The sequence below is a fragment of the Hafnia alvei genome, from assembly GCF_964063325.1.
Classification (GTDB): domain Bacteria; phylum Pseudomonadota; class Gammaproteobacteria; order Enterobacterales; family Enterobacteriaceae; genus Hafnia; species Hafnia alvei_B.
The window spans coordinates 46,436-70,042 of the sequence record NZ_OZ061317.1; the positions used below are offsets into that span (position 1 = coordinate 46,436).

Consider the following 23,607-nt stretch of genomic DNA (forward strand, 5'->3'; position numbering starts at 1 on the left):
CATTCACTACGCCAAAGAGGCTATATGCTTGAACTCGATCTTAAACACACCATTGCCGGTGACTCGCCTGAAGAAAAAGGTGCGCTTAAAAATGCCCATGCGCAATCATTGGGCTGCGAATGCGAATATTGTGGCTATCCTTCTGGCCACAATACGGCAATACACCGTGATGGAAACCCGCTCAATCGCGATGACAGTAATCTCACGGTAGTCGATCCGTTTTGTCGCGCATGGAAAGAACTCAATACGCTCAACGCAGACAGCGCAGTCATGGCAATCCTACCCGGCCTGTCACCTGAAGATATCAGCCACTTCCAGCGCACGTTGTATGTCGCACTTCGTTGTGACGATGAGCAGACGCGAAAGGATGCCCAACAGCTGTTGGAATGGCTTACTGAGCACAAAACGCTGGCTGAAAAGCGCTTTGATACCTCACATCCCGGTGCTTTTGCGCAGGCGTTACACAGGACGGCACCCTTACAACGCAACGGGACACGGGCTGCATGGCACAGCCTATCACCGGTGCTAAATCCCGCTCGTCTGCCAGACCCTGCTGATTTAACCCCACTCGAATCCACCCCTGATTGGTGGCCATTGATGTATCAACATTACCGCAAGCAAGGTGGAGCATGATCCTCGATAAAATTGAAGACGCACTGGCGTGGCTGTCACGCTACACGCTGGGCCAAAACTTCGCAGACTATTGTGACCTGCGCACCGTTATCGGCTTAACAGACGATGACAAAATCCGCCATCCGTCTATGGATGCGGCCTACATTCAGACGACCAAGAATAATGACTTTGTCAGCTGTCTGGAAATTAAGGGCGCATTTCGAGATTTCAGCTTTGAAGAATCCCCCGAAGGACAACCCCCTAAGTCAGGCACATTTCAGTTCTTTTATACCCATCTGGCCGACAAGCTGACAGGTGATTTTAAAGCATTAGGTTATAAGCTCAGTGTTGTGTTTGAACACGATCCCGATCGTGGAAAAGAAGAAATGACCGAGCTCATGAAGCCGCTGCGCCGCGGATGGAAGCACCTGCATCTGGATATGGACGACGTGGCACAAGAGCGTATCGAAAAGATGTCGCCCTATATGGCGCGTGAGCGGGTTTTTCTAGTGGTGTATACCGCCATCGGTGCCCTGCCTGCCGATGAACACAAAAACGAAATCCGCAGACAAAACGCGCTGGGTGAATTACCTGAAGCGCGATTCTCACAAAACCCGATCTACTCTGAATTTGAAGGTTTAAAACTTCGTCATGATGCATTTCTAGACAAGCTTATCTTCGACATGAACGCAGGAAACAACGGTGTGTCTGTCCGTCTTATGGATGCGCACGAAACAGGCCGCATCATTCGTGATGAAATCGAAAAAAGCAGCACGTCACCGTACTGGCAACCTTTACTTCCCGGTGATCGCGTCATGCCACATGGCAAAATACGAGGTGATGGCAAAGATATCAGTGCATGTCTTGCCCCTCACCTGAACTATCAATACTGCGATACCCAAGTCTCCACAGAAGGGGCCATTGTGGAAGTAGACGGGTTCTTCCACGGTCAACTGGCCATGACGTTATTCCCGCAGCGGCCGCAAATCTTCCCCGAACTCTTTGCCAACGTCCCCCGTCAGGTGCCGTGGCGTTTACGGTTCGATATTATGCCGGGCGGTGCCTCACAGCTCGGTTATAAAAATTTCCTATTAACCTTTCTGGCGATTATCCCTGCCCTGCGTCAACAGTATGAATCCGTACAGTGGTTGCTGGAGCAGGATAAAAAGGACCCGATTGTCGTATTAAGCATTACCGCCAGTACGTGGCACCGCGACAATAAAGCGCTGCAGCGTAATCTCACCCTGCTCAAGAAATCACTGCAGGGGTGGGGGATCACTGATGTCACGGGAACCTTTGGTGATCCGGTGCGTGCATGGATATCAACACTACCCGCAGTTTCCAGCTATAGCGGCCCTAACCTGATGTTCTCTACCCTGTCTGACGCATTACGCCTGTTACCGCTGCAGCAGCCGTGCAGTCCCTGGTCTGAAGGCAACGTTGTCTATCTGACTCCGGGGCGCAAACCGTTCGTCATAAAGTTAGCCAGTCCTTTGCAGGAGAAACACACCGAGATCATTATGGGGCCACCCGGCTCAGGTAAGTCGGTGATCGCTAACAGTAGCCATCTCTCGTTTCTGGCCAACAGCAATATTGATATTCCCTTTATGTTACTCATCGATAAGGGATACACCACGCAAGGGTTCTACGACATCGTCCATGATGCGCTGCCAGACGACGCGAAACATAAAATTGTCAGTATTGTTCTGAAAAATACCGCTGAGCACTGCCGTAATCCGATGGATATCCAGCTGGGATTAAAAGCCCCGCTAAGTACAGAGCGTGATTACATTTTGAGCTTACTCAAAAGCTTATGCGCAGACCCAGCGACCGGATTGCCGCCTGACCCTACCAGCTGCGCCGATATTCTTGGGAGGATTGTCGATAGTGCTTTCAAAGAAAAGGGAGAAATTAACCCGACGCGCTATGGGGCAGGGCTTGTTCCTGAAGTTGATCGTGCACTCGAAGAAAGCGAAATTCTTCATGCTTACTCGCCAGAATGGTGGGTGTCGGCAACATGGTATGAAGTCCGCGATATGTTGTTTGATAAAGGCTATGTCTCGGAAGCGACACTGGCACAGTCACAGGCGGTGCCGCTACTAAACGACCTGCAGAATGAACTTAGCAAAAAAGAGCTAGCCGATAATTTTGTTGGCGTGACACGACCAGGAACTCAAGAATCCTTACTGCAGTATGTTTCACGGTGTCTGGCCAAAGCCCTGACCGACTATCCCCTGCTGTCAGGTAGAACTCGGCTTATATTCAGTCCAGAAACCCGTATTGCGATTGTCGATGTCAATAACGTCGCTGGAAAACCCACACCGGAAGGCAAATTAAAGACCGGCATCATGTATCAATTTGCGCGTCAGATTGGCGGAGGAAATGACTTTTACCTGCCGCAAATTCAGGATGAACTTTATGCCAATCTTGATCCTCGCTACATCCCGTTGCACCGCAAACGTATTGAACAGTTGGATCAGGAAACCAAACTGATATTCATCGATGAAATGCACAATATCAAAGGAGTACAGGTGTTGTGGGATGCGCTGCAGACCGAAGACCGTGAGCAACGTAAGTTCGGTGTACGCACGGTTTTTGCTTCTCAATATCCTGATGACTACCCGCCTGATCTGCTTGAGTCAGCGAACTCCGTCTACATGATGCGCGTCCGTGAGAAAGATTTTTCACTACTCACCAAAGCCTATCAAATTCCGGAGATAACCCTGCGGCGTCTGCTGACAACCCCACCGGGCGCAGCGCCTGATGGTTCGGGAACCACCTTTTTGGGCATCTTCAAAACCTCACGCGGCAATGTTGCGCAATTGCTCAAACACGCCGTTGGACCTCGCGAACTGTGGGCGCTGAACTCAACGCCCGCTGACCGTGCCTTGAGGAAACGACTCACTGAAAAACTAGGGTCGCATGTCGCCCGTGAACTGCTGGCCACAAAATTTCCTCGCGGAAGCGCCAGCGCGCAACTTAACCACATGAAAGATAAGGCAAGTAATGAGGATGACACCAGCGTGGTCAATCTCCTTGCCAATCAACTCCTCAGCGATTACGGCTACCTGCAAGGGTGACAAACAGAGAGCGTAAAATGGACAAAAAAACTCACCGATATACCCGCCCCGCTATTTTCACGATATCCCTGATTTCATTACTCGTTACCACGCCAACGTGGGCCGCTACGGTTAACGTAAACAGTAGCGTGCCTATTTCGCGCGATGTTATGCCTCAACTTCGCGCGGCTAATGGCACATTAACCGAGATATCGACGACGCAGCATCAGGTGGGCGCGGCCATCAATGCCAACGGCGACAAAATATCTTCTATGATCGAGCAGGCAGAGCAATCAAGAGCAACACAGGATAGCTTCGCGCGCCAGTCTGAACGGCTTGAACAAGCACGACGAAGCTTTGCCGTTCCTGAAACGATTTGTACAGAATCTACCTCGGGAGCAGCGGCCCGCGTCAATAGTCAAGCCCGTGCCACGCAGAGCGGCTATTCGCGGGGCGGCGGCGTCAGTAATAGTCAGTTGAAGACGGCCTTAACCGAAGCCACACCGGCACCAGAACAGGTGCAATATCAGAGCGCAGCCCTACACGGGCAGTGGTGCGATGCCACAGATTATGCGGCTTACGGCGGTACCGATTTGTGTCCAAGCGTATCGCAGTATCCGGGCGGTGATAAGCAGTTAGCGTCTTTACTCGACGGTGCCGGAAAGGTGGGCAAAACGCCTGATTTGACGTTCACGCAGACTCAGATTGACGCTGCCGTCGCCTACACCCTCAATACCACCGCACCTTCAGCGGGGCGTCAATTAGGTAAAGGAGAGGTCAAAACGGCCTCGGGTAAGCAGTATGCAGGTCTAATGACACAGTACGAGGGCATCATGGATGCGGCCCGCGAACCGCAAATGGCCATGATTGCTGCAAGTTCTCCGAATGCGGCCACTAAAGATGCCTTGAAAGACGCGCTTAAGGTGCCATCGGCACAAAGTTACTTTAATGACACCGCATCGCAACAGGCGCAATCATCCGGTCAAATGTCTCAGCGTGAATTTGAATCATTCGAAGTGGGAAGGCGCTATGCCAATACTGCCTACTTAGCTGACCTGCAGCAGATGGAAGGTGACAACCTTGTTCGCGAGCAAATTCGTGTGCAAAACCTGGGTAACTGGCTGGCGTTAGGCATTAAGCACGAACAGGAAAAAAGCAACATTCTGGTCGGTCAGCAGCTGGCGCTGATGGCCACAGAACATTACCGACCGCAGTTGGCTGGCAAGATGGAACAAGTTAAAGCGGGGGCTGCGCGATGAAGATAAAAACCGGCCTGTATTTTCTGGCCAACCTCTTTGTTCCGCTATCTGAAGCACGCTACACCAAAAACCGTATTATTCCTTCACTGGGTAAGCAACTGCAGCGCATGCGTGTGGCCAGAAAACTTATTGCGCGGCGTCGCCGGCAGCCCGAGTTAAGTTGGCAGGAAGCTGTAACAGCCAGCGGCATGGATATCGAGGCTATCGAACGCCAGCAGATCCGACGTAAACGGCTTTATCTGGTGATGAGCGCTATCCCCGCCCTATTGGCCTTCGGTTTACTGTTAGCCGTACTCGCCAGCGGGATATCGACTTTCTCATTACTGTTGCGAGCGAGTGTGATTATGGTGGTCTTGTTGGGACTGAGCAGTATTCCTTTTCTGCAGGCCATTGTCTGTACGTGGCGGCTCTGGCAGCTGCGTGAGCAACGGGTAAATACAGGTGAAAAAGGCACCTTCACTGATTTTCGTCATGAAACTCCGTGGATACGCATGACCTTATTTCCTTGGCGTTAGCGCCTCCCTCCCTGTCTTGCATCAACGGTCGTTCAGGCCGAGGTCAAAATATGAAATGGTTACGAACCCTTTATGCCAGTGTACTGGTCAATTTGCTTTGGGCGTCATACGCCTGCGCTGATACAGCGGTGAGTTTTGACAGCATTGAAGCGGCGGCAAAACGCTCAACTGACTTGTCTCGTCAACTCTTGGTTATGATATTCGGTGACGTTGTCACAGACCCGCTATCCACTAACGCGACAATGGTCGGTCAACTCTTCTTCATTTTTAACGGTATCGTCTTTGCCCTCGCTGTTATCTGGTTCTTGATGATAAGCCTCAAGCACATCACCAAAGCGGGACACACTGGGAAAGTGTTTGGCAGTGGTGCTACGCCAATGGCGGTCGTCACAACGGTCGCGGGTTTTCTATTTCTGGTACCCACGGTATCAGGCTGGTCACTAGCACAACTGGTCTTTCTGTGGGCCGTATCAGTGATGGGTATCGGCAGCGCTAACCTGATGACAGACAAAATTGCTGACCTGATGCAAAGCGGCTATTCACTGGTGATGCAACCCGTCGCGCCGCAAACCGTGAGTTCTGCGCGCGCTATTTATGAAATGAATTTGTGCATGTACGCGACCAACGCTGAACTCAGCAGCATGTATGGCCAATATGGGAAAAGCGATACGCCGCTCATGGCCATCAAAAGTGTCACAGACGGATTTGAAATCACCAACGGCAGTGCTAGCTGTGGTTCGGCGCGATTACCGGCGTCGAGTAAGAACAGCATGACGGGCTGGTTGTTCTCACCTGATGTGAACACGGATGCTATCGAGTCTGCGCAGCGTAATGCCATGAATCAGATGCAGAACACATTAAGTCAAAATGCCTCGGCGTTCGTTACTGCCCTGCTGAATAAGCAAAAGAATGGGAGTGGCGCTATCCCTGATGCAGAAACGGCTATCCAGCAAGCGGCACACACCTATGAAGATACCATCAATAAAGTGGTAAATGCTCAGGGGAATGGCAACGAGCTCGTGGCTGCCATGACAGCACAACTCAAAAAGAGTGGTTGGCTTTCACTGGGGGCGTGGTATCAGACATTTGCGACAGCTAACCAAAAAGTCAGTGACGCTGTGACATTAAAACCCGTGATCGGTGGACAATCATCTTTGGGAGATATTGGTGTCAGTGGAACGTTGAGTGATGTCATGACGGCATATCGAGCTCAACTTCAAAACTCAACCTACACACCACCTTTAGGAACTCAAACAGCTAAAGATACTCAGCCGACTAATTCCGAAGATCCACTTTCATATTTAATTTCATTTACTCATAAACCCATGCTGTACATAACCAATGCGATAGCAACAGAAAACATTGGCTCTGACCAGGTTAATAGCGATCAAATGAACCCGCTTTTAAAAATGAAAGCAATCGGGGATTATACACTGGTAGCAACTGAAGTCATTTATACATCCTTTACTGCAGCAAGAATTGTCGCGGAAACGGCCTCCGATAACCTTGTGCTTAAAGTCGTATCTTTGGGTGTCGGGAGTGCATTTAAAAACGTGGTACTAGCTATTTCAGGATTAGTATATTTTTTACTGCTTATTCTATTAAGTGTCGGCTTTAGTCTTTCAATATATTTACCTCTTATACCAATGATTTTCTGGTTAGCGGCAGCTGCTAACTGGATTGTTAGTGTATTAGTGGGTGCAACAGGTGGATCTCTCTGGGCAGCCACACATATTGGTACGGAGGAAGAAAAAGGAAGTAGGTCAGCATATGGATATATATTCCTTATTGATGCTCAAATTCGCCCCATGTTAATGGTTTTAGGTTTTGCCTTTGCGAGCTTGGTTATTGTAGCTATTGGAACATTACTGAATATGTTATTTGGCCCTGCAATTGCCAACGTACAAGCAAATTCAATAACGGGAATAATTTCTTTGGTGGGGCTTCTGATGATTTATTCTCGTATTTGCACCACAACCGTTTCCCGCGTCTTTGCTTTACAGGTCACCATGCCAGACTATGTAATATCTTGGCTTGGTGGACGTGAAGCAGCAAGTATTCTTGGTGGAATGGCTGAGTCTGCAAAAAGCATGTTTGCTGGTTTTTCACGTGGACTTCAACATGCTCCAGGTGTAAAATTAAATAGTAAAACCCCCTCAAGTGGAGAGGATGGAATAAAATGAGGAAAGTGAAATGACTTTAAAATCGCTATTTATTTCAATAATGCATTTATTAGCTGCATTATGTACTATTTTGACAGCAATGGTTATATACAATGCGTTTGACACGCATCGAGGCGGAGAATTTGCAACGTTTTCTTTTCTATTTACAGCAGCACTATGGATGATAATTTTTTATTTTCACATTAGTGGAAAACGAAAAATACAAAGAATTTCAAACTCAGTATTTAAAGACAACACCTCGGTAATATCACATTGCTCACCTTATTCTCTGAGATACGTTGGTATTGATACAAGCACCGGCAATATACTACTTATCGCTCTTGATAAATCGGGCCAACAAGTTTATGGATTCAACTTTAATGATTGGGCTGGATACGAACAGAAAGACTGTGCTTTGACTCTAAAGTTTAATGACATCAACACACCTAGCTTTAAAGTTAATAGCAACGCAAAAATCATCCCATTCATTGATAAGCTGGACTTCTTGTTATCACCTTCATACTCACCATCTAAAGGTAGCAATAAACAGTTCAGCCAAATAGTTGCCGAAAGAATGCAAGCAGCTTAACTCATCGTTTTCCATCCACTCCATTAAGGGCACCTTTTCAGGTGCTCTTTTTTCTGTCTGGTGCAAACAACCAGAAGGTTCTATCTCATTGAAGAGTCAGAGATTGGTTTTCTTCAGGCGTAAAAAAACCGACTGGTGAGGTCGGCTTTTTACTGTTCCAGCACTGAGTTGGTAGCTCTGGCCGGAGTGAGGCAAACTTTATCTAACAAATGAGCAAATACTGCGACAGGCAGTGTATGAGTAAGCAGTATGGTTCTCACTCCCTTCAAGGGGAAACGGATGGTTAACCTGTTAATCATCGTTCTGAGAGCAGTAGCAGCGCTAGCAAATGCGCTGATTGCCATTCTCGAACTGATCCGCCAATTCATCGACTGATGACGGCTGAAACGTAGCTAAGGGTGGGGAGTTAACCGCTTCCCGCCCTTTAATAAACATCCCCTTCGTCAATACCCAGCTCGTCGTTCCGAACTCACCACATCCCGACTTCGCAACCTGAAACCTTAACTGGAGACCTTGTCATGTCTGCCGCTCACCCGACTCCATCCTCAAATAATGATCAGGGGACCATGACGCTAATGGCGCTGGCGCTGATACTGATTGCCATCGTCATTTTTCATTCGATTTTCTACTATGCCTGCTGTGCCTTGCTTTATTACCTGTGGGCTCTGGCAGACTTTGCATCGATACATACCTACGTTGCCGAGAAAATGAATCTTCTCGCTTGGGCAAGTAAACGGGTGGAAGAACTGAGTCTTGGCCAGTTTCTTGAGGTCATGAACCAGACTGCAGGAATTTTATATGTCTTTATGCTTCCCATCACGGTGTACGGCCTCATCACGACTCGAAACCATCCACTGAGTCTGACTCGCCGCAAAATTGATATCTATACGCTGCCAAAAATCATGTCCAAATTCTCCCCCGCCATTATTCCCGCATTGCAGTATGGCGATCCTAAAACGCAGCTACTCAATGTCGATCCTCCAGAGCATCGAAGCGCCCAGCGCCCCGATGAATTTGCCATCGAGCATAAACTGGTGATCGGACAACGTCTCGACCATGAGCGCGCTAAGCGGGCTTTTGATGCTCAACTCGGGACGCCGTTGCACAACGCATCAAGCTTTAGCGCGCATGAGCGTGCATTAGTGGCCATCATCGGCTTACAGGTATTTTGTGATGACAGACCTGCCGCCCTCGAGCTGCGAGACGCTTTAAATCGCTCATGCGGTAAACGCCAGAAAGAGCATGGAAAGAAGCGGGGTTATCCAAAGTTAAGCATTGCAGAAAAGGCTTTTCAGCAGGTTATGGCCACGCCTCAAGCTAAAGCGTGGATTAAACACCACAGCACAACGCGAACGGCCCTCTCTGCCCTACATGCTCAGGATTTGCGTTTACCTGCAGGTCAGTTTCGCTGGCTTAAGGGTCTAGACAGAACGTTATGGTATGTCCTGTCGTCATCGGATCGCAGTAAAGTCTTTGTTGAAGGTGCTGGCGTAGTCGCTGCCGCACAGTGGGAAGCGCTCGTATCGAAACTGTCGAAAAAGATGCGTGTGGTTATTCCACCGCCTGACAACCTCACCGTTTACGCTGTACAGGGTTTAGAAAGCGATTTACGCAGCATTGGTATGGTTATTGATGACCACGAACCTGACACCAGTAGCGAAGCCCAAGAAGACAGCACCACATTTGATGATCTGGTTTTTCTTCATAACGTACCCGAAACGCCCCTGCCAATACCAACGCAGACAGCAGTTCAACAAAACGCACAGGTGCCACTAACGGCTACGACTCCTCCGGACTCAGAGACAAAGAAACATATCCGCTTCTCTCCTTCCTGAAGAGACAGTTATCGAGCGTATTACTAACACCATTTCTAGTTAGCTTTCATTTCTCCAAAAGGATTCCAACATGCATACCCACTGCTCCGTCTTGTATAAAAACGGGATGTTATCGGCTTACGCCCAAAATTCATCTGCGCCGTTATTTCTCATCATGCCCGGTCCATCAAGCCGCTTTTTCATCCAAGGAAACGTGCTGATGCATGACAGCAAAACACAAACACCACAGGAGATTTATCGCGCATCTACGCCCGAAAATGCGGCTTTGTTGCTGCAGGCAATCCACGAAGAACGACAGCGCCGGATGGGAAAAATATCCATCGACTTACTAAGATTTTTGGGTGTACCAATCATTCTCATCTGCCTTTACATGGCTTTCTCTGCGTTCATAACGTATCCAAAACCACAAACTCCACCGCCACCACCGACTGAGGTCAGTAGAAATACGACGGCTCTCGAAGCACCACAAATAGAGCCTCCCGTCGCGGTTCCTCCTCCCGCAGCGGCACCTTTAGCGCCGGCAAACCAAGAAAGCAGTAATAACTCGTTGGCCATTCGCGCGGCGAGTCTTAAAAAGGCAGCGGATAGTGGTCGTTACACCATTGATTTATCAAGCGGTCGCTCGCGGACGATATATGTCTTCTCCGATCCTCTTTGTCCTCACTGCCAAGAGATCGAGCCTACGCTCGAGGCACTAACACGTGACTACAACGTGGTTATCTTCCCCGTAACACTTGTTGGCAAGCAGGACACGGTCGCAGCTGTTTCCCCTATTTTGTGTGTCGCACCCGATAAACGCACTTCGCTGTGGCAATCACTCTTCAGAGCAGACGGTAACGTTTCTCTCTCACCGACTGCCAGCAAAGAAACCGCGCCCGACAGCTGCACTGATGGTCAGCACGCCATCAGCATTAATGACCGCGCCTTTGATTATTACCAGCTTCCCGGCACACCGCAGTTAATCGCTGATGATGGCCGGGATATCCCTTTTAACGCCCTTACCAGCGATGACGCGCTGGCCAACTTCATGAATGCACCGATACAGGGGGCCGATAATGTCATCCGATAATACTCAGCCCGTTGATAAGATCAGGGTTAGGCAAACAACACAGTCAACATGGATAGATGATTATTTACTTGCGCCGGTTACCGTTCAGGCTGGGCTTGTCGTTATCTTGATCCTCACTTTTTTACGTACCTGGGTGCTCATTCCGGGAGTATTTGCAACCGCCATATGGCTGCTGACATTCTTCGGTCAGCTGTTCAGGATGCCGTTGCGAATGCCGAAGGATATCGGCGGCCTCGATATGTCAACCGAGCGGGAAATCGCATACGAATTTAAAGGCCCGATGGGCCTTTTTCGATTTACGCGCCGTCGACTGTCGTGGGATAAGTCAGCCGGCATCATGTGTCTGGGTCATGCCAGACGACGCTTTCTCGGCCGAGAGCTATGGCTAACGCTTGAAGACTGCCTTCGCCATCTGCAACTGCTGGCCACCACGGGGTCGGGGAAGACAGAAGCCCTACTGTCCATTCAGCTCAACAGCATTTGCATGGGGCGGGGAATGACGTTCTCCGATGGTAAGGCGGAAACCAGACTCGCCTACGCGATTTGGTCATTGATGCGACGCTATGGGCAGGAAGATAACTACTACGTGCTTAACTTCCTTAATGGCGGTCGTGATCGCTTCGATGAACTACTCGGCAATGACAGAACGCGTCCACAATCAAACTCGATTAACTTCTTTGGCGATGCGACTGCCACATTCATCATTCAGCTGATGGAGTCGCTGCTCCCCCAAGTCGGGGCCAGTGAAGCTGGTTGGCAGGATAAAGCGAAACCGATGCTTTATGGGCTGATCTATGCGCTGTATTACAAGTGCAAAAAGGAAACTATTCGCCTGTCTCAATCAATGATACAAAAACACCTGCCATTGAAAAAAATGGCCGAGCTCTACATTGAAGGTAAGCAAAATGGTTGGCACGATGAAGCCTTGAATGCGCTGGAGTCCTACCTCAACAATCTGGCCGGTTTCCGCATGGAGCTAGTGAGCAAACCTTCGGAGTGGGATCAAGGCGTTTATGACCAGCATGGCTTTCTCATTCAGCAATTCTCTCGCATGTTAGCCATGTTTAACGATGTCTACGGCCACATATTTGCCACTGATGCTGGCGACATCGATATCCGAGATGTTTTGCATAACGATCGCACGTTGGTCGTGCTTATCCCTGCCCTCGAATTATCCAAGAGTGAATCCGCAAACCTGGGGAAATTATATATTTCCGCTAAACGCATGGTGATTTCGCGTGACCTCGGTTATCAGTTGGAGGGGAAGCGTAAAGACGTTCTCATCGCCAAAAAGTTCGCTAACCCGTTCCCCTATCCAGATATACATGATGAGCTCGGGAGTTACTTTGCACCCGGTATGGATGACCTCGCCGCCCAGATGCGTAGTCTTGGTATGATGCTCGTCATTTCAGCTCAGGATATTCAGCGATTCATCGCGCAATTCAAAGGGGAATACCAAACCGTCAACGCCAACATGCTTGTGAAGTGGTTTATGGCATTGCAGGATGAAAAGGACACCTTTGAACTGGCGAAAGCCACGGCAGGGAAAGACTACTACGCCGAGCTGGGTGAGATGAAACGAACACCTGGCACCGTCAGCAGCAGCTATGAGGAAGCCAACACCACCTATATCCGTGAGAAAAATAGGATATCGCTCGATGAACTAAAAGATCTGAATCCCGGCGAAGGCTTTATCTCGTTTAAAAGTGCATTGGTACCCAGCAGCGCAATCTATATCCCTGATGACGAGAAGTTATCGTCCAAACTTGAGCTCAGGATCAATCGCTTCATCGATATAGGAAGCCCGACCGAAGCCGACTTAATCGCGCAAAATCCTCACCTGAGCCGTCTACTGCCGCCGTCTGAAATGGAAGTCAGCATGGTATTGCAAAGAACGGATGAAATCGTCGCCGGCAGTCAAACGCATACTATACCGCCGCTCATGGACCCGATTTTGGCAAGACTGATGAAAGTAGCGATGGATCTCGATAACCGTTGTGACATTAGTTATAGCCCCACGCAACGGGGGATACTCCTCTTTGAAGCTGCCCGCGATGTCATCAATAAACGCGGAAAAAAATGGTTTACGGTGAAAACACAGCCTAACCCCCTCAAAGTCTCGGATGCAATGGCCCGCCGTTTGGCTAAACAGTCGACGGCATTCATGTCTCAGGACCACTGATCCCTTAATCAACGCCCACGTCTAATTGCAGACTTCAACATGATGGCTTGTATTTATAAGCTCATCAGGAGCCCCTATGGAAAAATTAAACCGAACGTCTACCCTTTCCCTATCTTTTAAAAGCTTAACATTCGCACTGATGCTCGGAATCACGCCCTACGCCCTAGCTGCTCCCTCTATTCAGGTTGGCTTCTCACCGGAAGGCACAGCGCAACAGGTCGTCCTAAACACCATTAACCAGTCAAAGAAATCGGTCCGAATGATGGCTTATTCATTCACGTCGCCCGAGGTGGTGAAGGCTTTGATTAATGCTAAGAAGCGCGGTGTGGATGTCAGAGTGGTTATCGATGAGAAAGGAAACGTCTGCGACAAATGCAAAGCCAATAAATCAGCAATGAACTTGCTGGTTAACGCAGAAATCCCGCTGCGTACTGTCAGCAAATACAAAATCATGCATGACAAAGTCATTATCACCGACGATGCCAACGTTGAAACGGGGTCATATAACTTCAGTTCGGCAGCCAACAAATCCAATTCAGAGAATGCCATCCTCATCACCGAAGTACCTGAGTTAGCCAAAGAATACCTTCAGCACTGGCAATCCAGATGGCAAGTTGGCCATGACTGGAAATCTACCTATTAATCCCTTCTACAAAATGAATTCACATATGGAATTAAAAATGACGACAGACACGACTGAATTACTTGGCCACTTCGCTTTGTGTGCTCAAATTGCCCTTGGTATTGCACGACACGACCGGAGTGTAACCACACCGGTTCAGGAACATATTTTTTTAATGAATTGGTTGAGTACGGCTCAAAAAAAGAAGCTATTTTCAAAAGACATAGCGAGTGAAATTGACTATTTACTGCGCATTGGCAAACAAGCGGGGATCATGGCTAACCTGAAACGAAAAATCATCTACATGTACAAGTCATGCAACGAGGACATTAACAAGCAAAGCGATTTGTTTCGGCTGACCTATGCCATCGAGCAGCTCAAAAACAAGGGGTGGCAAAGCCATACTCTCTCATCAGGTGACTGGAAAAAAGGATGGGTTGCCCCTTCTGAGCCGGCAATCTACATGGAATTACCCGCACTGGAAGCCGCCTACGATGACGAAGGTAAACAGCTTAAGCCTTTGCCTATTCGTGTTGAAGGTGATCTGGAGTACGCCACCAATATTCTAACAAGTCTTCTGAGTTCTACCGTATTAGTTAAAGCCTCTCATAACCAACTACTGCTCACCCCCTAGCCCTTTAAGTTATGCGCCATCATGGCGCATAACTTCCCTCCAATTGTAAATACCATCCACAAATATTTTCATTTACTCTCAATATCTTAATAGTCAAATAGCCTCATATAGCACTATGCTATCCATCATCTGATGACGCATGCCGTTATCGCGTTAGTGGAATTAAAAAATGAACGTAAATCTAATGGATGATGGTAGTATCGCGACAATTTCAGTGTTGTATTCTCTATTTGAAGCCAGCGATGTTGAGCCCAGTATCGATGTACTTAAGCTACTGGCGGACATTGATATCGCTAAATCAGGCTTTTTCAGACGCACCGCCCTTATTACGGGGCCACGTAACGAAGTCATTCATGCCGATAAAATATTACAGCGCTAAAAGGAAACTCGATGCCTAAACGTCACCCGACAAAGCCTACGGATGCAACGCTGTTTTGCTTCTCGATGACGGCAGAGAAACACCATAAGCTTGCACTTACCCTTGAGACTAAAGGAGCGTGGCGTCGAGCAGCCAGACAATGGTTGGATTTGTTTGATTGTGTCAATGAAGACCATGAACGTGAGTACGCGGCCATGCGTCGAGAAAAATGCTTGATAGCCGCCGAAGAGTTAACGCGCCTCGCGCAAAGAGAGGCAAACAGGAAAGACAATCTGTAAGTCGATGTTCCTACTGCGTGATATGAATACCTGCCAATGGCAAGTGAATTAACAGTCTGTCCGTGGCATAAACTCCAACACGGTAAACCCCTTATCTTCCGGCAGCTGGCGTACTGTAAAACCACACTCGTCAATCAGGCGAGGCAAGCCTGTTATATCGCCAGTAAAACGCAGAGGCAAAGGTTTAACAAGCTCCCCAGCCTCATTAAACGAAGCATGTAACAACGCTTTTGGCGTATAGATCGTACTGGCCGTTGAAGAGGCTTTTCGGTAGTTCTTCCATTCTAATGGCGACAATAAGTAATCCAGCCATCCCATCGTTTTTAGCGTTTCAACAAGATAGGTAAACCGGAATAACGCGCTTTTATTCGCTAGAGCACCCGATCTAGAACGGAAAATATATTCAACCTTGTTGTACAACTTAGCCCCATAGCCATATTTCTTCCCTTGGGATATAAACCAGGCGATATCGTTGGCCACTATTTTGGGAAACAAATGGCGTTTCTGCGCATTGGCTAGCCACTGCATGATAAAGAGATGCTCTTGCAAGTCTGACGCTATCTTACCGACACGCCGCGCCATTTTGACAGCAACTAACAGGCACCAACACATGTGGGCTAACTCTGGGGAGGGATTTTTTTGATATAAAACGGTCAAAGCGTATCTCCATATACTATAAGCAGGAGAATATCACACGCAGCATATCAGGCAAAAAATCCCGCGTTTTCTAAGTGTGATATCATAGACATATCAATATTGAGAGTCTGTATCGATGAAGAAGAAAAACAGCACGCCTACGCCGCATGATGCGACCTTCCGCCAGTTCCTTACACAGCCGGAAATCGCACGGGATTTTATGGAGATCCATCTTCCGGCAGAGCTACGAGCTATCTGTGACCTCAGCACGCTGAAACTGGAATCAGGCTCCTTTGTTGAAGATGATCTTCGCCAGTATTTTAGTGACGTGCTCTACAGCGTAGAGACAGTTGAAGGAACGGGCTATGTGCATGTTTTAATCGAACATCAAAGCTCACCCGATATTCATATGGCCTTTCGCATGACCCGCTATGCCATTGCGGCTATGCAGCGCCACCTTGACGCAGGCCATAAGAAACTGCCGCTGGTGATACCGATACTATTCTATGTCGGCAAACGCAGCCCGTATCCTTATACGACACGCTGGCTCGATGAGTTTGACGACCCAACGCTGGCTGCAAACGTCTACGGCGGAGCCTATCCGCTGGTTGATGTCACTGTGATACCAGATGATGAAATTATGGACCACCGCAGCATGGCCGCACTCACCCTGCTGCAAAAACACATTCATCAGCGCGATATTGCTACCTTGACGGACCGACTGGTGACATTACTGATGGCTGATTATCTCTCTTCACCACAAGTGATAGCGCTGATACACTACTTAGTACAAGCAGGCGAGTCTGCAGACTCTGAAGCTTTTGTTCGCGAACTGGCACAGCGTGTGCCGCAACACGGAGACGCACTCATGACCATCGCACAACAACTTGAACAGAAAGGCATCGAGAAAGGCCGCATGGAAGGCATCCAAATCGGTGAAGAAAAAGGCCGTTATGAAGGCAAACTCGAGGGCAAACTCGAAGTTGCTCGCACCATGCTACAAAATGGTCTCGATCGCGGTACCGTGATGAAAATGACCGGTCTGACCGCTGACGAACTGGAGCAAATCCGCCACTAATCAATGGCCGCGATGCCCGTCTAAACAATAAAACCCCGTGAGTATCCTCTTACGGGGTTTTTTGTTTGCTGCAATTTAGAGCTTAGTGCGGTCGATACGTATTCTTCTTGGGCTTAAGGTCATGACGTTCACGGTTATCATTGACTTCATTGCGCTCAAGCGAGGCCAAATAAGTTTCTTCATCAACGATACGATGCGTCGCCACAAACTTATCATCGCGTACTTCAGGTTTATCATAACCCGCCATAACCCGCTGCTGTGGGTCTGTTAACGTCAGCGGCTTCTCACCCCCTTCATTAAACCAAGACACCACCTCACAGGCAGAAGTAACAAACGTTCCCTCCCCGCTAAACAATAATTTCTCTCCCGACTTTTCTTCCGCGATGAGCATCGCATCAGAGATATGAATCCCATCTTCTCGATAAGGATCAGCAATCTCGATACGGTCGCCAGTATCCTGCAGAACGACTATCCCATCCTGCAAATATTGAACAGTTCCGTCTCGATTTACGCGAGAATCAAATCCATCAATATTAACGGCCGCAATATCATCAGCGACTGAGCACACAATCGCATTTTCAGACAATGACGCAGTCCGTTGTTGCTGTTTGAGCTTATAAGAACGGCCACGCAAACGAGATATGGCTGCTTGATCTTGTGTTGCAGCTTGCTTCTCAACCCACTGCCAATAATTTAGTCTGCGATTTTCCGGCTGGGCATTAAAAACTGCCCTTTCCTGCTTCACTTTATCGCGTAAAGACTCAAACTCTTTTTGTCTTTCTAGCTCAAGTGTCCGATAGATAAGCTTCCGAATGAGCGGGTCGTCAAACACATGACGGACTTGCTCTTTCTTCCAAGCATAACGATTCGATAGCGCCTTAAATTGAACACTGGCGTCTGTATCTGGTGCTGTTGGGCGCACCCATGAGTTCTTGTAAGCCTTATAGCGGGAATCTAATTCTTCCCTTGCAATCGCACGGGCAAGACGACGTTCGCTGCGTGCTCCCTGATCACGAACGTGGGCACGTGCATCGTATACAAATTCCTGTGGATAATTACTGCCGAGATAGATGCCATCATCATCAAACTCATTAACAACAGCAGGTGAAGGTTCAAAGTCGCCGAGCCATTTTTCAAGACATTGAAGAGTTAAATCAGGATGCAGCGTACTCGCTTTGATAGGAGTAACCTGTTCGTCATGACGTGAGTAAATGGCGAGGCCGTCGCCTTTAGGTCGCATCTCAAGTCCAGCACGAATGAGTTCAGTATGTAACTTTTCCCATGTAGCTTTGCCACTTCCTAAAATCACACCGACAGGTTCCCGACACACATCAACGGCGTAAGAGTAAAGGCTCTCTTTGTCATTATGATACTCAAGTTGACGTGCTTTCCTCGGGATAGATTTAAAATCATTTTGGCCTCTAACAACGTGACCATTGTCATTAACCCATGCACCGTTGTCAGGTGTATAGCCGTATTTCATTTCCAGCAAACGACACGTTTTATGCAGAACATCAACGTCGTTATAGAGATCTGCAGCCTTGTAAGAAATAGGGTTGATCCGGTTAACGGCAACGTGACAATGTACATTGTCGGTATCGCGATGGATCGCAGTGACAAACTGATTCCCCTCCATTCCCAACGTTTGTATAGCTGAACGTGCGCAGTCAAAAATATCGCCATCAGCTGGCGTATCAATGACAGGCCACGAGAGGATAAAGTGGTAAACCGGATCGACACAACGCGTGTTCTGCGCCGCAACCATATTCATTTCTGCCGATGCAGTATCTAGACTAAAACAGTTGGTTTCACAAGCAACGGTGCCCGACAAAACCTGTTGTCGTCCATCGGGAAACTCCTGAAGAACAACCTGACAGTCGGCATCATAACTTCGGTCGATGTAATCAACCAGACGATCAAAGATGGCCTCTTTTGAACGGGGCATTCTAATGACTGGAGCATCAGGTGAAACGGTGTCATCAAGTTTGACATCATCACGTAGCGTCAGATAGGAAATAAGCTGTAGAAAGCTGCTCTTTTTGTCGCGTCTTTTCTCAGGAACGATAGGGATCATTTCTCTACCCTACCTGCAGGAGACACACCGATATCCAGTGCGACTATCGCCTTTTTAATCTCAACAAGAACATCAGAATATTGACGACTAAGTTCAGGTGTCATCTGTGTTTTCATTTCATTATAGAGATGCTTTTGCAGGCCACCTAATCGCAGCAATTCGTTCATGAGCTTGATATCTGTTCTTACCGATATCTTTCGGTCAAGCGCGCAACGACGCAAAAACTCACCGACACTGAGTCCGGCAAGTTTAGCTTTTTCCTTGATGGCATCCTTCTCTTCTGGAAGGCACCGGATACCAAGAAGCAATTCTGTTCTGTTGCGTTTTTCACTTTTGCTCACGACAGTTTTTGTGACCTTCTGCTCGGTGTTCGTCTGAGGTTCATCGTATCAGGGGTGTCGGGGCTTCGCCCTGACCAGGTTGTTTTTTGAAGCCGACTGCGTGCAGGCGGTTCAACAAAACATATCCTGTCCCTTATTTTGAACTGGATTTCATCTATTATGACCCGCAAGGTCTGGTTTGTCACGACACCATGATGAGGTAAATTGGATAACCTAAAATGACGCATTATCGGTATAATTGCGGAATGACTCTGTTTAAATAGTGAAACAAGGTGGATTAGCATGGCTGCAAAGAATTTTTACACGCATGATCAGATTGAACTCGCGAAAATGAAGCTCGATGAATTGCCCGATTTATCCAAAGATAAAATATCGAGTAAAGATGCACTGGAAAGTCTTCACGCGCAGATTGTTGCGTTAGCGACACAAAAAGGCTATTCAGCGAAAGAAATTAAATCCGCATTGGAAACGTGTGAAATTGTAGTCAGTGAACGCGCAATTAGAGACTTACTTTCAGCAAGCAGTGGTTCTAAAAAGAAAGCTGTGGCGAAGAGTAAAAAAAGCGTCAATCAATCTCAAAACTAGCAGGTTGGCGCATCGATTGCGTAATGGTTCAATACCATTATGCAATCGCAGGGCAATAAAAAAAGCAGAGCATCAACTCTGCTTTCGCGTCTATCATACGCGCTCTGGTAGCATGTCAGGGTAGCGGCGTGAAACAATATAGTTAATTTTATCCACCAACTCTGGGCGCTTAAATACAATGTGACCATTACCATTTTTATGGTACTTCACGAAAAAATATTCCCCTTCATAGACTTCACCAGAGAAACCATGATTGTCATAAAATAAAGTGAAATTTGCGCCATCTGCAACGCGGTAATCTGGTACTGGTTTTCCCTCTAATACGTAGAATGGTTTCGCCAAATCATCCAGTTTTGCAACGCTGCTACAAGTTGCTTTTGTGTAACCTTTACCCCACGTTTCAAGCAGACGTGAAACAATAATTTTCTTACCTAAACGACACGGATTATTCGTTTTATAGTCCCATGATAACGCGCGAAACACGTCAATAACACCTTGCTCAAACGTATCACTTTTGCTTGCATTCAACTGTGTAAAGGTTGCAATAACCGTCTCAAGGGTGATTTCTGGCATGTCATCACTATGTAACTGCTTTTCCCATGCATCTTGTTGCTTACTACTCATCAAAGTGATCATGCCTGTTTCATTCATGAGGTATTGCCATATATCAACATCAATACCTTTTTTAATCACCTTGTCGTCACGTTTTGGATTTGATTCCCAGCGAACGGCATCGAAAACGCATTGCCCAAAGTTAACAGTAGAGAGATCACCACTGACCGATAAGAACAACGCCTTGGCGTCATGCAACATCGCCAGTCCATCCGCATACTTTTTCAATCCTTCGGCACGTATAGAAATAATGCGATCGATTTCCACTGATGGGATCAAGCCACCTGCCTGCTCTGTGCTGGAATCCATGTAAATCGAATCAGTGACACCATGATGAAGGGATAAAACCGTATTTTGCATAAATCATGCCTCTATTCGTCGTGTCAGAGAACCGCCTCATGCTTATGCATGAGGCGGAAAGTTAAATCAGGCGAAAGCCCGTTTTAATTCGAGGGCGCGCAACAATTGCCCCCAATCACTCCCACGCATAGCGGGAACCCTGACCGACTGGCGGCGACGTTGTTGTTTCACAATGTGCCGCCCAAAGGATTTCAACGCGGGCGCAATGGCCTGCGGTGAAATGTCTTCGTGGTAAACACGTTTTTGCTGTTTTTGCTTTACATGCGCCGCACAAGGCGCAATAATCGTGACTTCAGTTTTCATGGTTAAATCTCCATGTATTGATTGAAGCTGGTTTATCTTTGATACGGTCAAAACCAGCATGAGAGAGCAGGCGAAAGCCTGCTTTTTTTACATCTGTACGTTCGTATTTTTCGCTAATACCTCCTGTGTAATACGTTGAAGAATGGCCTGATGGGTGCAGGATTCGCGATCACAAAAATGGAAGTAACGCGCCCCCACTCGCACATAAATATCCGTCACATTCCCGCACACCATGTCAGCACTCATAAATGATTCGCTGTCTGTGTTCTCATCAAAAAAATACATCCAGTTAGCCGATAAATAGCGCCCTGCGGCGTCGTGAAAGGCCGCTACGCTGATTTCTACGGGCGCAGTAATTGATTTTTTTTCTTGCGCAAGCCAGTAGGCATGTTCGGCCTCGGCATCCCACAACATGCGATCGGTATTTGTGTAGTTGAGCGTCTGATACATAGATTTCTCCTTTGAAGCCTCTGGCTTCTTTCTGGTGTCATTCCGAACCGGTAGAACCGGCTGCGGGGCGTTTTTGCAGGAAGACGGTCAGCGACACGCGCGGCGTGAAAGTCCACAGGGGACGTGTTCATTTTTGAGACGAACTTGAGAGGACAAAAATTAATACGGCCAGCGCTTGCGCGGCCTGTTGACTTTCAGGTCCCGTGACGCAGGCTGATCTGCAAAAAGGAAACGTAGACGGCGCAAGGTGGAAGGTGACACGGAAAAGCCAGATTCATCTGGCTGCCTTAGCGCCCGACAGATAACTGTCGGGCAGTGAAAGCGGCTGGCCGCAAGGCCATGCAAGCGACGGGGTTGCGTCATGCGAGGGAAGCCCGTATGGGCAGAGACAGGCGCAGACTGGCTCTGTGCGTAGCACGAGCGCGCGGTCCGAAGGAGACGCCCTAGGGGGTAAGTCTTTAAAAATGACGTCGTACATGACGAATTATCATGTTAATTAAGTGTCATTTTGGCACTTTACAATGCATTAAAAATTGCAAATCACATTAATTGAATTAGTATAAAGTGCCAAAATGGCACTTTTAGAGAGACAAAAATGACGGGTTTTGAGCTTCGTTTATGGCGTCGTGGTTTTGGATGGGATCAAGAAAGAGCAGCCGAAGAATTGGACATTAGCCTAAGAACTTACAAACGTTATGAAAGTCGCAAAGAAATAGAAAAGATAGTTGAGTTGGCCACGGAAGCATTAACAGCAAGAGCGGAAAAGGGACGATGTTAAGCGCTGCCTGCTTGCAGGCAGCTTAATTCATCCGTCCCAGACGGCAGTTATGGTTGTCAGAACGCCCGATGCATAAGTTTGTTAGGCAGTAACAAGGTATCCAGCCATTGCTCAACGGGGGTTCGGCTCTCGAGCTCGTCATGCATATCGTTAAGCACCGCCCACAAAGGTTGTCCTGATAAAAATACCTGGCTACGTACACCGCAGAAACGTTGACTCCAGGCATGGACGCATTCAATGAGATCGTCATCGAAAATCCCCTGCCGTTCTTGGCGTTTATACCACGCTGCTAGCTCACTCGGCGTAGTAAACGCCAGCTCAATCTGTGCCTGCGCCACCTGTGTTTGATAGCGGCGGCGCTTTTGCTGGCGCTGTTTGGCTTCAATTTTATCGACACGGGCAAACCGCAGTTCCCATTGTCTATTTTTTCGTTCTGATAGTCGGTAATGCTCATCGGGAAAATACTGCTTAACCGCGCTGCCCGACAGCGGCAGCGGGCAATCCATCCCTCGCGTCTCTATCAGTTTGTCGAGGGCGGCGATATAGTCCGACTTGGACGCCCCGCCCCGCTCTTTTGGCGAATAGTCACCGGCTGCAAAGCGAATATCTTTGGCAGTGATCCGCATTGCGCCGCTGCGTAAGTGCCGGAATAAAGCTCGCGCATAAGGATGTTGTCCGAGTTGCGTGCCGCGCAGCTGCTTGCGTTCGACATCGATGATGGCCTGCGTTGCCGCAAACTGATGGACGTTATGCGGAATGAGTGCAAGATGATTAGGGATCACGCTGCCACCTCCTGATAGTGCTGGGCTTCTTTTGCCAACAGAGCGTTAAGATGATCGGGCTGAAAATGGACATCAAAGTACAGGTCAACGACTTGACCGGCGCTATCAACTCGGCAAACAGACCATCCATCACACTCTGTTCCTGCACTCGATACGTACCACTCCGCCTCTGGCGACTCACCTTCTGGCGCAATCCTTAGCGTAACGGGATATAGCCCGCCAAACTCGCTGCCGTATTCAGCTTCAACAACACATCCCTGCGGTACTTTTAAAATATTCAATACAGAACACGACAGCACATGCCGATAGTCCTGACCGCGTTCGGCGAACTGTTCCAGTTCGTCAGCGCTCATCGCGTCTAACTCGGATTTTCTTAACAACGTTCCAATAAATTTCATGTGTTAAACCGCTGC

General features: G+C 48.2%; 25 protein-coding genes. 17 read left to right on the plus strand and 8 right to left on the minus strand.

The genetic code is table 11. The features are described from left to right. The first annotated feature begins 24 nt into the window (after positions 1-24). The 14 genes from AB3Y96_RS23300 to AB3Y96_RS23365 all read left to right on the plus strand — a co-directional run bounded on the left by AB3Y96_RS23300 (position 25) and on the right by AB3Y96_RS23365 (position 15,195). Positions 25-633: a hypothetical protein gene (locus AB3Y96_RS23300; RefSeq protein WP_367300424.1), complete on the plus strand. Its 609-nt coding sequence runs from the start codon at positions 25-27 to the stop codon at positions 631-633. After that, positions 630-3,692 carry a hypothetical protein gene (locus AB3Y96_RS23305; RefSeq protein WP_064575591.1) on the plus strand — a complete coding sequence of 1,021 codons (3,063 nt, stop codon included), beginning with the start codon at positions 630-632 and terminating at the stop codon, positions 3,690-3,692. Before AB3Y96_RS23300 ends, AB3Y96_RS23305 begins: the two co-directional genes overlap by 4 nt. A gap of 17 nt (positions 3,693-3,709) precedes the next feature. Then, on the plus strand, positions 3,710-4,930 hold the full coding sequence (traW, locus tag AB3Y96_RS23310; RefSeq protein WP_279078223.1) for a conjugal transfer protein TraW: 1,221 nt from the start codon (positions 3,710-3,712) through the stop codon (positions 4,928-4,930). Further along, on the plus strand, positions 4,927-5,445 hold the full coding sequence (traX, locus tag AB3Y96_RS23315; protein WP_064575580.1) for a conjugal transfer protein TraX: 519 nt from the start codon (positions 4,927-4,929) through the stop codon (positions 5,443-5,445). Before traW ends, traX begins: the two co-directional genes overlap by 4 nt. A 50-nt stretch (positions 5,446-5,495) precedes the next feature. Then, complete coding sequence (locus tag AB3Y96_RS23320; protein ID WP_367300425.1) at positions 5,496-7,628, plus strand: DotA/TraY family protein; 2,133 nt, start codon at positions 5,496-5,498, stop codon at positions 7,626-7,628. A 10-nt stretch (positions 7,629-7,638) separates the two neighbouring features. Continuing rightward, entirely contained in the window at positions 7,639-8,196 is a 558-nt protein-coding gene (locus tag AB3Y96_RS23325; RefSeq protein WP_130954496.1) for a hypothetical protein, read from the plus strand. Between the two features lie 279 nt (positions 8,197-8,475). Continuing rightward, the gene (gene dqlB / locus AB3Y96_RS23330; protein ID WP_021542841.1) at positions 8,476-8,571 is read left to right on the plus strand and encodes a DinQ-like type I toxin DqlB; all 96 of its coding nucleotides are present in this window, start codon (positions 8,476-8,478) and stop codon (positions 8,569-8,571) included. Between the two features lie 143 nt (positions 8,572-8,714). Next, complete coding sequence (locus AB3Y96_RS23335; protein WP_336195549.1) at positions 8,715-10,031, plus strand: conjugal transfer protein TrbA; 1,317 nt, start codon at positions 8,715-8,717, stop codon at positions 10,029-10,031. Positions 10,032-10,101: 70 nt separating this feature from the next. After that, complete coding sequence (locus tag AB3Y96_RS23340; protein ID WP_336192686.1) at positions 10,102-11,100, plus strand: hypothetical protein; 999 nt, start codon at positions 10,102-10,104, stop codon at positions 11,098-11,100. After that, complete coding sequence (gene trbC, locus AB3Y96_RS23345; RefSeq protein ID WP_336192687.1) at positions 11,087-13,282, plus strand: F-type conjugative transfer protein TrbC; 2,196 nt, start codon at positions 11,087-11,089, stop codon at positions 13,280-13,282. The genes AB3Y96_RS23340 and trbC overlap by 14 nt, the downstream gene beginning before the upstream one ends. 139 nt (positions 13,283-13,421) lie before the next feature. Further along, on the plus strand, positions 13,422-13,925 hold the full coding sequence (locus AB3Y96_RS23350; RefSeq protein WP_252354296.1) for a phospholipase D family protein: 504 nt from the start codon (positions 13,422-13,424) through the stop codon (positions 13,923-13,925). Between the two features lie 37 nt (positions 13,926-13,962). Then, a complete protein-coding gene (locus AB3Y96_RS23355) occupies positions 13,963-14,538 on the plus strand; it encodes a DUF2913 family protein (protein ID WP_215758374.1) in 576 nt (191 codons plus the stop codon). 169 nt (positions 14,539-14,707) lie between these two features. After that, complete coding sequence (locus AB3Y96_RS23360; RefSeq protein ID WP_215758351.1) at positions 14,708-14,917, plus strand: hypothetical protein; 210 nt, start codon at positions 14,708-14,710, stop codon at positions 14,915-14,917. Between the two features lie 11 nt (positions 14,918-14,928). Further along, positions 14,929-15,195, plus strand: coding sequence for a PerC family transcriptional regulator (locus tag AB3Y96_RS23365; RefSeq protein ID WP_252354291.1), 267 nt, complete (start codon positions 14,929-14,931; stop codon positions 15,193-15,195). A gap of 48 nt (positions 15,196-15,243) precedes the next feature. On the opposite strand, the gene AB3Y96_RS23370 is transcribed toward AB3Y96_RS23365, so the two are convergent. Further along, complete coding sequence (locus tag AB3Y96_RS23370) at positions 15,244-15,852, minus strand: DUF2913 family protein (RefSeq protein ID WP_336192651.1); 609 nt, start codon at positions 15,850-15,852, stop codon at positions 15,244-15,246. A 115-nt stretch (positions 15,853-15,967) separates the two neighbouring features. On the opposite strand from AB3Y96_RS23370, the gene AB3Y96_RS23375 reads away from it, so the two are divergent. Further along, positions 15,968-16,909, plus strand: coding sequence for an Rpn family recombination-promoting nuclease/putative transposase (locus tag AB3Y96_RS23375; protein WP_130954137.1), 942 nt, complete (start codon positions 15,968-15,970; stop codon positions 16,907-16,909). An 82-nt stretch (positions 16,910-16,991) separates the two neighbouring features. Here AB3Y96_RS23375 and traI read toward each other — a convergent pair whose 3' ends face one another. Both traI and mobA read right to left on the minus strand, forming a co-directional pair. After that, on the minus strand, positions 16,992-18,983 hold the full coding sequence (gene traI, locus AB3Y96_RS23380) for a TraI/MobA(P) family conjugative relaxase (RefSeq protein ID WP_367300426.1): 1,992 nt from the start codon (positions 18,981-18,983) through the stop codon (positions 16,992-16,994). Beyond that, on the minus strand, positions 18,980-19,324 hold the full coding sequence (gene mobA, locus AB3Y96_RS23385; protein WP_215758353.1) for a plasmid mobilization protein MobA: 345 nt from the start codon (positions 19,322-19,324) through the stop codon (positions 18,980-18,982). Before mobA ends, traI begins: the two co-directional genes overlap by 4 nt. Positions 19,325-19,606: 282 nt before the next feature. Here mobA and AB3Y96_RS23390 point away from each other — a divergent pair, with 282 nt between their 5' ends. After that, on the plus strand, positions 19,607-19,909 hold the full coding sequence (locus tag AB3Y96_RS23390; RefSeq protein ID WP_166713689.1) for a mobilization protein MobC: 303 nt from the start codon (positions 19,607-19,609) through the stop codon (positions 19,907-19,909). Positions 19,910-20,002: 93 nt separating this feature from the next. Here AB3Y96_RS23390 and AB3Y96_RS23395 read toward each other — a convergent pair whose 3' ends face one another. The 3 genes from AB3Y96_RS23395 to AB3Y96_RS23405 form a co-directional block, all read right to left on the minus strand. Further along, positions 20,003-20,830, minus strand: coding sequence for a DUF4942 domain-containing protein (locus AB3Y96_RS23395; protein ID WP_367300433.1), 828 nt, complete (start codon positions 20,828-20,830; stop codon positions 20,003-20,005). A 117-nt stretch (positions 20,831-20,947) separates the two neighbouring features. Next, positions 20,948-21,184: a hypothetical protein gene (locus tag AB3Y96_RS23400; protein ID WP_043495535.1), complete on the minus strand. Its 237-nt coding sequence runs from the start codon at positions 21,182-21,184 to the stop codon at positions 20,948-20,950. 87 nt (positions 21,185-21,271) lie between these two features. After that, on the minus strand, positions 21,272-21,634 hold the full coding sequence (locus tag AB3Y96_RS23405) for a hypothetical protein (RefSeq protein ID WP_043495533.1): 363 nt from the start codon (positions 21,632-21,634) through the stop codon (positions 21,272-21,274). 595 nt (positions 21,635-22,229) lie between these two features. Here AB3Y96_RS23405 and AB3Y96_RS23410 point away from each other — a divergent pair. Further along, complete coding sequence (locus AB3Y96_RS23410; protein WP_046449696.1) at positions 22,230-22,412, plus strand: helix-turn-helix domain-containing protein; 183 nt, start codon at positions 22,230-22,232, stop codon at positions 22,410-22,412. Between the two features lie 56 nt (positions 22,413-22,468). Here AB3Y96_RS23410 and AB3Y96_RS23415 read toward each other — a convergent pair whose 3' ends face one another. Beyond that, positions 22,469-23,194, minus strand: coding sequence for a plasmid SOS inhibition protein A (locus tag AB3Y96_RS23415; RefSeq protein WP_367300427.1), 726 nt, complete (start codon positions 23,192-23,194; stop codon positions 22,469-22,471). Then, entirely contained in the window at positions 23,191-23,592 is a 402-nt protein-coding gene (locus AB3Y96_RS23420) for a conjugation system SOS inhibitor PsiB family protein (protein ID WP_052959252.1), read from the minus strand. Before AB3Y96_RS23420 ends, AB3Y96_RS23415 begins: the two co-directional genes overlap by 4 nt. Between the last annotated feature and the right edge of the window lie 15 nt (positions 23,593-23,607).